Source organism: Hoeflea algicola (assembly GCF_026619415.1).
GTDB lineage: Bacteria > Pseudomonadota > Alphaproteobacteria > Rhizobiales > Rhizobiaceae > Hoeflea > Hoeflea algicola.
In genome coordinates this window covers 1,767,506-1,780,162 of the sequence record NZ_JAOVZR010000001.1, presented here as the reverse complement: position 1 = coordinate 1,780,162, position 12,657 = coordinate 1,767,506, and the positions used below count along the sequence as shown (strand labels likewise).

The following is a 12,657-nucleotide window of genomic DNA, read 5'->3' as shown; positions in this document are numbered from 1 at the left end:
TTCAGTTTCTGTTGGCTGCAGATTCAAGCGTGGCGATATCAATCCTTTTCATCGTCATCATCGCTTCGAAAGCGCGTTGAGCTTTTTTCTTGTCGGGGCTCATCGTCAGTTCAAGTAGCAATCTAGGTGTAATCTGCCATGAATGCCCCCACCGGTCCTTGCACCAGCCACATTCGCTTTCCGTGCCGCCATTGCCAACAATCGCATCCCAATAGCAGTCGGTCTCTTCCTGGCTTTCGGTCACCAACATGAAACTGACGGCTTCGTTGGGAATGAAGATTGGCCCGCCGTTCAGGCCGACAAACTTGCTCCCGACAACGGTAAATTCGACGGTCAGTTCACTACCATCACTCCCACCAGGAAAATCGGAGGGTGCGGTATTGACCCGATCAACATGACTGTCTGGAAAAGTGTTGGTATAAAACTCTGCGGCTTTTTTTGCCTCTCCATGGTCATACCAAAGGCAAGTTACGAGGTCAGTCATTGTCGGTTTCCTCTGGACTTCTTTCTGTTTGTTCTCCTCCAACTCCGAACAGCATTTCTATGTAGCGGCGCAGATGATCAACGGTTTCACGCGCCAACTCCGGATCGCCTGAGGCTTTGGCCAAAATGAAGCCACCTTGAATTGCTGCCTGCGTATGACGGGCCAGGCTTGCGGCGGTCCAATTGGCCTTGATATCATGCGCTTGCATGGCAGCTGAGATATCGGCTTCAAGCGTTGCGGCGTGATTGAAGATGCTGTCAGCGCAAGCGTCCCGAATGGCAGGAGCCAGATCGTGAAGCTCCTGGGTCATGGTTCCAACAAGACAGGTGTATTCCCAGGTCTCGCCGCCGATGATGGCTCTGCGGAAATCGATATAAGCCAAAACACGGTCCAGCGGGTTTTCCTGCTCATGATAGGGCGCACCAGCAAACAGGGCACCCGTTGTTTCCGACCAGTAGTTTGCCGCTTCCACTCCAAGGGTCTCCTTGGATTTGAAATGGTGGAAGAATGCCCCCTTGGTGACCTCTGCCGCGCTGCAAAGATCGTCCACGGAGGTTGCGGTAAAACCCTTTTGCCGAATGACATCCCGTGCGGCTTCAAGAAGCCGTGTCCGGGCACTGCCGCGTTCAGGTGATTGATGTGTCGGTCTGTTCATGCCAAATATAATACCAACCAGTCGGTATTATGTCAATGTGCTTAGCTGGCGTGCCCCCATCAGGTGGTCCGGTTTGATTGTTAGTGCATCATGGGCGTCTGGTCCATCGGGACAATGCTTTCCGGCGCGGGCGGGCGGTAGCCCAGAGCGCTATGCGGCCTGACGGTGTTGTAGTGGATACGCCATTGCTCGATCAGGATTTGCGCCTCCCTTAGGCTGTAGAAGATTTCGCCGTTCAGCAGCTCGTCGCGGAACCGGGCGTTGAAGCTTTCGCAGTATCCGTTCTCCCATGGTGAGCCTGGCTCTATGTAGGCCGTCTTGGCTCCAACAGCTGCAATCCAATCCCGCACTTTCTGGGCGATAAATTCCGGCCCATTGTCCGACCGAATGTATTCCGGCGGGCCGCGCAGGATGAATAGGTCTGTCAGAGCATCCAGCACGTCCGTTGAGTTGAGCTTGCGGTCCACGCGGATCATGAGTGCCTCCTTGGTGTATTCGTCGATGATATTCAGCGTCCGATAGGCGCGGCCGTCAGCGGTTCGATCCTGGACGAAGTCGTAGGACCAGACGTGGTTTGGCCGTTCCGGTCTGAGACGCACACATGATCCGTCGTTCAGCCAAAGCCGCCCCTTTTTCTTCTGCTTTTGTGGCACTTTCAGCCCTTCACGCCGCCAGATGCGCTCAACCCGCTTATGGTTTACCTGCCAGCCCGCGTTGTTCAGCAGACCGGTGACCATGCGATACCCATAGCGCCCGTACTTGTCGGCCAGTTCGATGATATCATCGGTCAGCCGTGCTTCATCTGCCCGGCCCTGTGGCACCTTGCGCTGTGTGGATCGGTGTTGTCCGAGCGTGCGGCAGGCGCGGCGTTCCGATACGCCAAGCTCCCGCCGCACATGGTCGATGCACTTGCGACGACGCGAAGGGCTTAGAAGTTTCCCTTTGCCGCCTCGGTCAGGATGAGTTTGTCCAGTGTCAGGTCAGACACCGCCCGCCGAAGCCGCTGGTTCTCCTTCTCCAGCTCTTTCAGCCGAGTGAGTTGAGATCGCTGCATCCCGCCATAGAGCCTCCGCCATCGATAAAACGTCTGCTGTGTCACGCCGATCTGGCGCACCGCGTCAGCAATCGTCGCACCTTGCCCTTGCAGAACTTCAACCTGCCGAAGCTTCGATACAATCTCTTCCGGCTTCTCTCGTTTTCCAGCCATCGCTGATCCTCCAATTTGAGGGATAATCTATCCCAGTTGGTGGACCACTTTCAGGGGGCAACTCCATAGCTGTATCTCGCGTTGGCCGCCGTTTGCAAATATCTCTTCCTCCCCAATTTCAGGAAGGCTAAAGGAATGTCCCGCGAGTAACGGCAATCAGCAGCCACCGATATTCCATCTAAAATTTCGGGTTATTGATGAATGGCGGCAATACTGAAGCTGCGGTTCAGTATGTGACAAGGTGACGGAGGTCCGCAAAGGGCCGGAAGCGCCAACGACTTTTGTCCGCTCCGCGTCCTGAGCTGCCCTGGTTGCCCGTCACTGCAGACGGGCGAAACATGTTGATACCGCGCAACTAGACGCGATTTCGCCCCATCCCGCCGGACTTTCCCAGCTCCCGCAAAATAATGAGCCCACAGGCTTTGAGGAGCGTTAGATTCGAATTGAAATTGAACGCCGAAGCCTATTTCGTACCGAACCGATCAAGGTTCCCTGTTGATTTCGGCTCGGGGCTCTTATGCGGTTCATGTTTGAGGCCCAAACAATGGACAATGAACCAGCATACGATCTGGACTTACTTGCCGCGCTTGCGCTTTTGGCCCAGGCCCATTTCCTTGGCAAGACGCGAGCGCGCCTCGGCATAGGCTGGTGCAACCATCGGGTAGTCGGCAGGCAGTTCCCATTTTTCACGGTATTGATCGGGAGTCAGGCCATGATGGCTCATCAGGTGGCGCTTGAGTGACTTGAATTTCTGACCGTCTTCCAGGCAGATCAGATGATCATTCTGGATCGAACGACGCACCGTAACGGCAGGCTTTTGCTTCTCCAAAATTTCTTCAACGGGCACCGTTGTGCTGCCGATCGCTGCATGCACCTGGCTAATCAAATTTGGCAGATCATTTGCAGTTACAGAATTGTGGCTCACAAAGGCCGCGACAATTTCGGCCGTCAACTCGAGAAGGAGATCAGCGCCGTAGCCTTTAGTCACTTCAGTCATAATCTGGTTCCACTTTTTTTAATCAGACGGTCTGTCCATCGTACTTCAATTTGGAGGCCGCCGTCCCGACAAGCGATACGAGTAATTAAGGGGCTGCCGTTGGGGTTTCAAGCATAAACTATTTCTAAAACTCGTCTAGCGCGGTTTACTGGCCGGCATCGATATGAAGCGCTAGTTAAACGGGAAGCTGAACTTCGTCGCACCTCTTGCGATCGTCGGTTTTTGGACTCTTAGAACTTCGAATTATGTCGCGATACTCTTCAACCTACATGTATTCTCATATGCAACTCAAATTGACCTCTGCTAAGGGCGGAATGGAAGCCAGATGCAATTTCTACTGATCGCATGACATGAGTTGGCGGAGCCACTCACCCGCTCGCGTAGTGAGCCGCTGCAATGACGAAAGGCAGAATGAGTTCGGGGATGAGATAGGCAAGCCATACGAAGCGCGGCTCGGGCAGGCCAACACGTCGAATAGATAAGAGTCTGCCCGTTCCCGCGAGAAGAATGCCAAAAGCAAGCAAATAGACCAGCGTGCCTTGATGCCTGATGGTAACGGCCGCCCAGAGGTTAATGAGGCCTGTCGAGAAATATATCCCTGCCATAAAGCGGTGCACGTTATCCAAACGTGGGGTCGTGTGGGGTTGACCGGCGAAAAACTGAAGAACACCGCCTGTCAGAGCGATGGCCGCGACAAGGAATAGGCATAGCCTAACGACAATTTGGCTGAGTAGAAGTGGATCAGCTCCACCCATGATATTTCCCCTTCATAGCGAGAAGGCGGCATAGATCGTTGAAGTGTGATTGAGAGACCGTGCGCTCTTTCAGCTGAAGCTGTAGCCATTTTTCCAGCTTTCGTAAATGCCGGTATCATATCTGTTTCGAATTCGAACCGGTCACTAGCTGCGTAGATCACCAGGTTTAATTTGGGCCGAAAGTGTCGGTGCACCAGAACTCAACAAGCGTGTCAAACGGGCGGTAAGCCCCTAAACTCATAATGAATTTTCTAGGGCGTACGCGATCCCGTTCGGTCGCAATCAGTTGAGTTTATCTGCGCTTGCGTGTGGACGCAGAAAAGCTACCAAGAGTAAGATTTCAAATTTTGGTTGGCCGCCTCGAATCTATTCAGATGAATTGGGATCAGTGAGCGGCATCACCATCGTGAAAACCGTCCTGTCGTCGTCGGACACGACGGACAACGTGGAGTTGCCCCCTGAAAGTGGTCCACCAACTGGGATAGATTATCCCTCAAATTGGAGGATCAGCGATGGCTGGAAAACGAGAGAAGCCGGAAGAGATTGTATCGAAGCTTCGGCAGGTTGAAGTTCTGCAAGGGCAAGGTGCGACGATTGCTGACGCGGTGCGCCAGATCGGCGTGACACAGCAGACGTTTTATCGATGGCGGAAGCTCTATGGCGGGATGCAGCGATCTCAACTCACTCGGCTGAAAGAGCTGGAGAAGGAGAACCAGCGGCTTCGGCGGGCGGTGTCTGACCTGACACTGGACAAACTCATCCTGACCGAGGCGGCAAAGGGAAACTTCTAAGCCCTTCGCGTCGGCGCAAGTGCATCGACCATGTGCGGCGGGAGCTCGGCGTATCAGAACGCCGCGCCTGCCGCACGCTCGGACAACACCGATCCACACAGCGCAAGGTGCCACAGGGCCGGGCAGATGAAGAACGGCTGACCGATGATATCATCGAACTGGCCGACAAGTACGGGCGCTATGGGTATCGCATGGTCACCGGTCTGCTGAACAACGCGGGCTGGCAGGTAAACCATAAGCGGGTTGAGCGCATCTGGCGGCGTGAAGGGCTGAAAGTGCCACAAAAGCAGAAGAAAAAGGGGCGGCTTTGGCTGAACGACGGATCATGTGTGCGTCTCAGACCGGAACGGCCAAACCACGTCTGGTCCTACGACTTCGTCCAGGATCGAACCGCTGACGGCCGCGTCTATCGGACGCTGAATATCATCGACGAATACACCAGGGAGGCACTCATGATCCGCGTGGACCGCAAGCTCAACTCAACGGACGTGCTGGATGCTCTGACAGACCTATTCATCCTGCGCGACCCGCCGGAATACATTCGGTCGGACAATGGGCCGGAATTTATCGCCCAGAAAGTGCGGGATTGGATTGCAGCTGTTGGAGCCAAGACGGCCTACATAGAGCCAGGCTCACCATGGGAGAACGGATACTGCGAAAGCTTCAACGCCCGGTTCCGCGACGAGCTGCTGAACGGCGAAATCTTCTACAGCCTAAGGGAGGCGCAAATCCTGATCGAGCAATGGCGTATCCACTACAACACCGTCAGGCCGCATAGCGCTCTGGGCTACCGCCCGCCCGCGCCGGAAAGCATTGTCCCGATGGACCAGACGCCCATGATGCACTAACAATCAAACCGGACCACCTGATGGGGGCACGCCAAGAGTGCCGTCCTTCCTGCGACGTACCGTTTCGAAATGATCAACTCGATCGCCGGCATGAATACGTGCCAAGATCACAGGCTCCTCATCGAGGCGGTCTTCGGGAATGATAATCGTGACCTGCTGCCCGATTGCCTCGCTGGCAGTGTACCCAAAAAGGCGCTCGGCAGCCTTGTTCCAGGTCGTTATTGTGCCGACCAAGCTTTTGCTGATGATGGCATCATCAGAAGATTCCACTATCGCAGCCAGAAATGCGGCCGCATCGTGCCCCGCCTTTGCCTCATTCACTTGAGATTCCAATTGTCGAAGGCGGTGCTCGCCATCAAGCAAGCACTGCCAGGCGTCGGGAGAAGATGTCATCGTCCACAGTCCTCCTATGCAGAACGCAAAGAGCTACGCGAAACAACCGAAGGCGACTATAATATGTTGATCGTAGACGACCTTCAGGAAAAATAAAGTGGGTCGTCAAATTCCATCACAACCTGCTCAAAAGACTCAGCGTGTAATTTTTGCAAAAGATGAGTTTGTGGAATCCTGTATTGATTCCGACATGGTCGATTTATCCGATGCGCCGAGATTGATCCATCAAGAACCGTGGGTGCTTTACCAAAGGCAGCAATGTTATAGCTGCGGTGCAGCATTCAACGAGGTCGCGGAGGTCCGCAATGGGCCGAAAGTCCCAATGAGACGTTGGCAACTTCGAGTGGAAAACGGCCATTTTCAAGTGATGATTGTGAGGAAAACCTTTCATTAGATGGGAGGCATAAGAGAAATACATTCTCTGGCTTTTGGTCGATAGGTGGAAGGCCTGATTCTTTCGATCAGACCCTCTAAGCCGTGGCCACATTGGAACATACTGAAATGCGAGTCAGTCTGAAGCCAGGATTTGAACAGGAATAGCCAGACGAATGGTCAAGCCTTGAGGCTGCCAGTTCCGCGAGATTTTGCCCTGCAATGACTGTGTGAGAGAGTGTCCGGTCTTCTGTGTAACTGCGCTTTGGTCCGTAAGCGGTGTTCCGCTCACACCTTGGCAGGATAATTCCAAGGAAGCAGCTCATCGATCCGGCTCTGTTTATGACCGTTGACGATGGCGGTAAGTGTCCTGGTCAGATAGGCCTGCGGATCAACGGCGTTGAGTTTGCAGGTCTCAACGAGCGAGGCGATGATGGCCCAGTTTTCGGCTCCAGCGTCATGGCCGGCGAAGAGTGCGTTCTTCCGATTGAGGGCTATCGGCCGGATGGTTCGCTCCACGCTGTTGTTGTCGATTTCGATGCGGCCGTCGGCGAGGAAGAGAAGCAGACCCTCCCAGTATTTGGCGATGTATTTCAAGGCTTCGCCAAGCGGCGATTTGGCCGCAACACGGGCACGGTGATGAACGAGCCATGTTTCCAATTCGGTTACCAGCGAGGCTGATCGTTCCTGTCGCCCGGCGAGGCGAGCCTGCGGATGAAGGCCGCGCAATTCGGCTTCGATCCGGTAGAGTTCGCCGATCCGTTTGACGCCGTCCTCGGCAATCGGTGCTGCTCCGTTGCGGGTGATCTCCACCAGCTTGCGACGAGCGTGGGCCCAACAATAGGCAAGCCGAATGTCCGGGCCAATCCGGTCTGGCGCGATCAGCCTGTTGTATCCGGCATAGCCATCGACCTGCAGAATGCCCGAGAAGCCCTGCAATATCCGTTCGGCATGAATGCCCCCGCGACCGGGAGTGTAGGTGAAGGCGACGCCTGGTGGCGCACCACCGCCCCATGGACGATCATCACGAGCCAAGGCCCAGAAGTATCCTGTCTTGGTTTTACGGGAGCCGGGATCAAGCACGGGGGCACGGGTCTCGTCCATGAAGAGCTTGCTCGAACGCTTCAGGTCGGAGATCAGCGCATCAAAGACGGGACACAATTCGAAGGCTGCGCGACCGACCCAATCGGCAAGTGTGGACCTGTCGAGATCAATATCTTGGCGGCTCATGATCTGAGCCTGCCGATACAAAGGAAGGTGATCGGCATATTTGGAGACCAGCACATGGGCGACCGTCGCTTCCGTCGGCAACCCAGCCTGGATCAGACGTGCAGGAGCTGGGGCCTGAACGACGCCGTCGGTGCAGGCGCGGCAGGCATATTTGGGGCGGCGTGTGACGATGACGCGGAACTGGGCCGGGATCACGTCCAGCCTCTCGGACACATCGTCGCCGATGCAATGCAGGCATCCGCCGCAGGCGCAGATCAGGCTTTCCGGCTCGATCACCTCTTCGACACGAGGAAGATGCTTTGGAAGAGAGCCGCGATTGGTCGCTCGTGGCTTGATGAACCGCTTGCCCAAGGGGGCGTCCGCCTCATCCTCGGCATGGATCGCGGCCATTGCCGTTTCCAGGTCTTCAAGTGCCAGATCGAATTGGTCGGGATCGGTCTTCTCGGACTTGCGCCCGAAGGCCGCTTGCTTGAAGGCGGCAACCAGTTTCTCCAGCCGTTCGATCCGCTCATCTTTGCGGACAATCTGGGCGTCCTTGCCTGCCTCGCGTGCCTGCGCCGCAATCAGCATCGCCTTCAGGGCGGCAACATCATCGGGAAGATCGGCGGCGTTCAGCATGGCCGGAATCTACTAAATCCCGCTTCGAATTGCCTTTGGTATTTGCCACCCGAGTCATCGTGCCGCAGCTATTCGATGGCCTCCGGTGCTCTCGTTTCCACGGAACGAACGCGTCGCCAGTCGAGGCCCGCAAACAGCGCTTCGAACTGAGCATGGCCCAATGTCATTAGGCCATCTCTGATACCCGGCCAAGTGAAGGTGTGATCTTCCAGTCGCTTGTAGGCCATCACAAGACCGCTGCCATCCCAGTAGATCAGCTTCAACCGATCCGCCTTGCGTGACCGGAACACGAACACCGTTCCAGTGAACGGGTCTTTGCGCAACTCGTTCTTCACCAGCGCAGCCAAGCCGTCATGGCCCTTGCGGAAGTCCACAGGCTTCGTCGCCACCATGATCCGCACGCGGTTTGATGGAAAGATCATGCCGAGGTCGCAAGCGCACGTGCAACAGCCACGACCCGAGCGGTCGATGCACCTTCCTCCAGGCGGATCGTGACAGGGCCGACAATGATCTCGGGACGGCTGACTTCTTTGGCCGGCGGTTCGGCAGATGGCGTCTCGACGACCATCGCTGCGAATTCCATCGCATCTTCGGGCGCAGGCAAAACCAATTTGCCCTGCCGTGCCATCGCGCGCCAAGCAGACAAATGGTTGGGCTTCAACCCGTAGCGCTCTGCCACCTGATTCACCGTCACGTCCGGGCGCAGACTTTCCGAAACGATCTTGGCCTTGACCGCATCAGGCCAACGGCGATGTCGCTCACGACCGGTCTTCCCAGTCGTGAGTATCTCCAGTGTAGTGTCCATGGAGAAACTCCCTTCGCTCATCCATGGAAAGCCGATCACAGATCAGCGATGACAGGGCAATGTGGGGACAGAACACCGCTTACTTTGGTCCATGCTTCCTGAGAGGAGCAAGGACGATGACTATTTCCAAGGAACTGCTGGACGAACTTTTGAAGGGCTGCGAGCGGCCTGAAGATTTGCTTGGCGATGCCGGGCTGATAAAAGAACTCAAGATTAAGCTCATGGAGCGGATGCTGGGTGCCGAGCTGACGGCGCACCTGGGCTATGAAGAGGGCAAGGACGCGCCGCCGGACCAGTCCAACCGGCGCAACGGCACATCCAGCAAGCGCCTGAAGAGCCAAGACGGCGAAGTGCCGATTGCGGTGCCGCGCGACCGGGATGGCAGTTTCAAGCCGGAGCTGGTGAAGAAGGGCCAGACCCGGATCGACGGGATGGATGAGAAGATCATTGGTCTCTACGCGGCAGGGCTGACGGTGCGAGACATCCGCGCCCACCTCGAAGATGTCTATGGCCTGCAGGTCTCGCCCGACCTGATTAGCCGCGTGACCGACGCCGTGCTGAACGAGGTTCGGGAATGGCAATTACGGGCGCTGGAGCGGATGTATCCCATCGTCATCTTCGACGCACTGCGGTTCAAAATCCGTGACGCTGATAGCCGTATGGTCAAGAACAAAGCCGTCTACGTAGCCCTGGGCGTCTCACGCGACGGTGTGCGTGAGGTGTTGGGCCTGTGGATCGCTGACAATGAAGGGGCCAAGTTTTGGCTGTCGGTGATGACCGAACTGAAAAACCGGGGTGTGCAGGACATTCTGATCGCTGTTGTGGACGGGCTCAAGGGCTTTCCTGAGGCTATTACCGCAGCCTTTCCGGAAGCTACGGTGCAGACCTGCATCGTGCATTTGGTGCGCCATTCCCTGAACTTTTGCAGTTGGAAGGACCGCAAGATCGTGGCCGTTGATCTGCGCCGGATTTACAGCGCTGCGACCGCCGACCAAGCGGCGGCCGAGTTGGACGCGTTCGAGGGGAAATGGGCCGGAAAATACGCTTCCATAGCCCCGGCCTGGCGGAGGGCCTGGGCCGAAGTGATCCCGTTCTTCGCCTTCGACCCGGCGATCCGCAAGATCATTTATACAACGAATGCCATCGAAAGCCTGAACCGCGTGATCCGCAAATCAATCAAGACGCGCGGATCATTCCCGACCGAAGAAGCCGCCACAAAACTGATCTATCTGGCCATCCGCAACTTTGAGAAAGGCGGCAGAAATGTCCGCGAATAGTTTGCTGCCCGCAATCAATTCGCTATCATGTTCGACGAGCGCTTCAATGCGTGACCATATCTGAAACCCGCATGGGCCGGGCCAGATACACAGAGTTCATGACACTCCATATCCCGCCTGAGCGGGATATGGAGACACCTATATCCATAACGGACACGTGTCTGACAGATGTCCTTGATCTGCAGCTTCAGTTCGGCCTGCTCACCACGCTTCGACTTGTAAACGTAGAGGCCCCGGTCGATCTGCAGCGCTGCGCAAGCCCGGCGTGTTGATATCTTCCAATCGCCAATGACCCTGTCCACAAGTTCTCGCTTCCGGGCAGGCCTCAGAGCTTTTTTGACAGCACATCTGGCGTGCCCCCATCAGGTGGTCCGGTTTGATTGTTAGTGCATCATGGGCGTCTGGTCCATCGGGACAATGCTTTCCGGCGCGGGCGGGCGGTAGCCCAGAGCGCTATGCGGCCTGACGGTGTTGTAGTGGATACGCCATTGCTCGATCAGGATTTGCGCCTCCCTTAGGCTGTAGAAGATTTCGCCGTTCAGCAGCTCGTCGCGGAACCGGGCGTTGAAGCTTTCGCAGTATCCGTTCTCCCATGGTGAGCCTGGCTCTATGTAGGCCGTCTTGGCTCCAACAGCTGCAATCCAATCCCGCACTTTCTGGGCGATAAATTCCGGCCCATTGTCCGACCGAATGTATTCCGGCGGGCCGCGCAGGATGAATAGGTCTGTCAGAGCATCCAGCACGTCCGTTGAGTTGAGCTTGCGGTCCACGCGGATCATGAGTGCCTCCCTGGTGTATTCGTCGATGATATTCAGCGTCCGATAGACGCGGCCGTCAGCGGTTCGATCCTGGACGAAGTCGTAGGACCAGACGTGGTTTGGCCGTTTCGGTCTGAGACGCACACATGATCCGTCGTTCAGCCAAAGCCGCCCCTTTTTCTTCTGCTTTTGTGGCACTTTCAGCCCTTCACGCCGCCAGATGCGCTCAACCCGCTTATGGTTTACCTGCCAGCCCGCGTTGTTCAGCAGACCGGTGACCATGCGATACCCATAGCGCCCGTACTTGTCGGCCAGTTCGATGATATCATCGGTCAGCCGTTCTTCATCTGCCCGGCCCTGTGGCACCTTGCGCTGTGTGGATCGGTGTTGTCCGAGCGTGCGGCAGGCGCGGCGTTCTGATACGCCGAGCTCCCGCCGCACATGGTCGATGCACTTGCGCCGACGCGAAGGGCTTAGAAGTTTCCCTTTGCCGCCTCGGTCAGGATGAGTTTGTCCAGTGTCAGGTCAGACACCGCCCGCCGAAGCCGCTGGTTCTCCTTCTCCAGCTCTTTCAGCCGAGTGAGTTGAGATCGCTGCATCCCGCCATAGAGCTTTCGCCATCGATAAAACGTCTGCTGTGTCACGCCGATCTGGCGCACCGCGTCAGCAATCGTCGCACCTTGCCCTTGCAGAACTTCAACCTGCCGAAGCTTCGATACAATCTCTTCCGGCTTCTCTCGTTTTCCAGCCATCGCTGATCCTCCAATTTGAGGGATAATCTATCCCAGTTGGTGGACCACTTTCAGGGGGCAACTCCATTTCCATCATCCATTTTTCAATGAAAACAATGATTTTTGCGCAATCTCGCAAGGTGCGTAGGGTCGGCTGCCGTGCTTGACCAGCGCCCGAAGAAGGAGACCGGTCAACACAGCTGAGCCAGCTACCTGCTTCGGTGGGAAAATACCCTGCGGCTCCTTTGATAAGCGGTAATGCGCGTGATGAACGATCATGTTTCCTGTCGTCCCGGCAGTTGGTGCGCTTGACATTGCAACCTGAACTTGAAATTTTGTTCGAACTAATACTACAGGTCTGATGATGAAAAACGCCTTCCTCACCCTTTTCGCAATTGCCGCACTGTCCTCCTGCGCGAAACGCCCCGACGCGATCGCGCCAACTGCATTTCCAGTTGAAACTTATGCCAATCTCGAATGTCAGGAAATCAACACTTCCCTGACTACAGAGCAGGGCACCCTGGCAGCTCTCTCGGCGGCGCAGAGTTCCGCGGCGAATACCGATGCTGTCGGTGTCTTGCTGTTGGGGATTCCTGTCGCCAGCCTTACAGATGGCGATAAAGAGGGGATGATCGCAGTCTCCAAAGGCAAGGTTCAGGCCCTTGAAGCCGCGAGAATTCGCAAGGGTTGCTGATTCTTTCCGATCTGGTCATTGACGTGTGCCTGTATCGAGACT

The 12,657-nt window shown here is 56.0% G+C and carries 13 protein-coding genes and 1 pseudogene; 4 read left to right on the top strand and 10 right to left on the bottom strand.

Features of this window, described 5'->3' with window-relative positions; all coding sequences use genetic code 11:
- Position 1: 1 nt before the first annotated feature.
- From OEG84_RS08765 to OEG84_RS08745, 5 genes are all read right to left on the bottom strand, one after another.
- On the bottom strand, positions 2 to 484 hold the full coding sequence (locus OEG84_RS08765; RefSeq protein WP_267653400.1) for a VOC family protein: 483 nt from the start codon (positions 482 to 484) through the stop codon (positions 2 to 4).
- Positions 477 to 1,139, bottom strand: a complete 663-nt coding sequence (locus OEG84_RS08760) for a TetR/AcrR family transcriptional regulator (RefSeq protein ID WP_267653399.1) — start codon at positions 1,137 to 1,139, stop codon at positions 477 to 479. The genes OEG84_RS08765 and OEG84_RS08760 overlap by 8 nt, the downstream gene beginning before the upstream one ends.
- Positions 1,140 to 1,219: 80 nt before the next feature.
- A protein-coding gene (locus tag OEG84_RS08755; RefSeq protein WP_267653397.1) for an IS3 family transposase occupies positions 1,220 to 2,346 on the bottom strand; the annotation gives its coding sequence in 2 pieces (ribosomal slippage) (positions 1,220 to 2,082 and positions 2,082 to 2,346; 1,128 coding nt in all).
- A 574-nt stretch (positions 2,347 to 2,920) separates the two neighbouring features.
- Positions 2,921 to 3,343 (bottom strand): Ros/MucR family transcriptional regulator, encoded by a 423-nt coding sequence (locus tag OEG84_RS08750; RefSeq protein WP_267653396.1) that lies wholly within the window; start codon positions 3,341 to 3,343, stop codon positions 2,921 to 2,923.
- A 368-nt stretch (positions 3,344 to 3,711) separates the two neighbouring features.
- On the bottom strand, positions 3,712 to 4,098 hold the full coding sequence (locus OEG84_RS08745; RefSeq protein WP_267653395.1) for a DUF4345 family protein: 387 nt from the start codon (positions 4,096 to 4,098) through the stop codon (positions 3,712 to 3,714).
- A 512-nt stretch (positions 4,099 to 4,610) separates the two neighbouring features.
- On the opposite strand from OEG84_RS08745, the gene OEG84_RS08740 reads away from it, so the two are divergent.
- Positions 4,611 to 5,737 (top strand): IS3 family transposase gene (locus OEG84_RS08740; RefSeq protein WP_267652815.1). Its coding sequence is split into 2 segments (ribosomal slippage): positions 4,611 to 4,875 and positions 4,875 to 5,737, totalling 1,128 coding nucleotides; the frame shifts between segments, so codons are not numbered across the junction.
- A 33-nt stretch (positions 5,738 to 5,770) separates the two neighbouring features.
- On the opposite strand, the pseudogene OEG84_RS08735 reads toward OEG84_RS08740, so the two are convergent.
- A pseudogene (locus tag OEG84_RS08735) lies at positions 5,771 to 6,130 on the bottom strand (PAS domain S-box protein); the annotation flags it as partial.
- A gap of 97 nt (positions 6,131 to 6,227) precedes the next feature.
- Between OEG84_RS08735 and OEG84_RS08730 the strand changes: the two are divergent.
- The gene (locus OEG84_RS08730; RefSeq protein WP_267653394.1) at positions 6,228 to 6,524 is read left to right on the top strand and encodes a hypothetical protein; all 297 of its coding nucleotides are present in this window, start codon (positions 6,228 to 6,230) and stop codon (positions 6,522 to 6,524) included.
- 266 nt (positions 6,525 to 6,790) lie between these two features.
- Here OEG84_RS08730 and tnpC read toward each other — a convergent pair whose 3' ends face one another.
- The 3 genes from tnpC to OEG84_RS08715 all read right to left on the bottom strand — a co-directional run bounded on the left by tnpC (position 6,791) and on the right by OEG84_RS08715 (position 9,155).
- Positions 6,791 to 8,350 (bottom strand): IS66 family transposase, encoded by a 1,560-nt coding sequence (tnpC, locus tag OEG84_RS08725; RefSeq protein ID WP_267653393.1) that lies wholly within the window; start codon positions 8,348 to 8,350, stop codon positions 6,791 to 6,793.
- Positions 8,351 to 8,418: 68 nt separating this feature from the next.
- The gene (gene tnpB / locus OEG84_RS08720; protein WP_267653392.1) at positions 8,419 to 8,772 is read right to left on the bottom strand and encodes an IS66 family insertion sequence element accessory protein TnpB; all 354 of its coding nucleotides are present in this window, start codon (positions 8,770 to 8,772) and stop codon (positions 8,419 to 8,421) included.
- Positions 8,769 to 9,155, bottom strand: a complete 387-nt coding sequence (locus OEG84_RS08715) for a transposase (protein WP_267653391.1) — start codon at positions 9,153 to 9,155, stop codon at positions 8,769 to 8,771. The genes tnpB and OEG84_RS08715 overlap by 4 nt, the downstream gene beginning before the upstream one ends.
- A 116-nt stretch (positions 9,156 to 9,271) precedes the next feature.
- Between OEG84_RS08715 and OEG84_RS08710 the strand changes: the two genes are divergently transcribed.
- Complete coding sequence (locus OEG84_RS08710; protein WP_267653390.1) at positions 9,272 to 10,432, top strand: IS256 family transposase; 1,161 nt, start codon at positions 9,272 to 9,274, stop codon at positions 10,430 to 10,432.
- A gap of 383 nt (positions 10,433 to 10,815) precedes the next feature.
- On the opposite strand, the gene OEG84_RS08705 is transcribed toward OEG84_RS08710, so the two are convergent.
- Positions 10,816 to 11,942 (bottom strand): IS3 family transposase gene (locus OEG84_RS08705; protein WP_267653243.1). Its coding sequence is split into 2 segments (ribosomal slippage): positions 10,816 to 11,678 and positions 11,678 to 11,942, totalling 1,128 coding nucleotides; the frame shifts between segments, so codons are not numbered across the junction.
- A 340-nt stretch (positions 11,943 to 12,282) separates the two neighbouring features.
- Between OEG84_RS08705 and OEG84_RS08700 the strand changes: the two genes are divergently transcribed.
- Positions 12,283 to 12,615 (top strand): hypothetical protein, encoded by a 333-nt coding sequence (locus tag OEG84_RS08700; protein WP_324288187.1) that lies wholly within the window; start codon positions 12,283 to 12,285, stop codon positions 12,613 to 12,615.
- Positions 12,616 to 12,657: the final 42 nt, after the last annotated feature.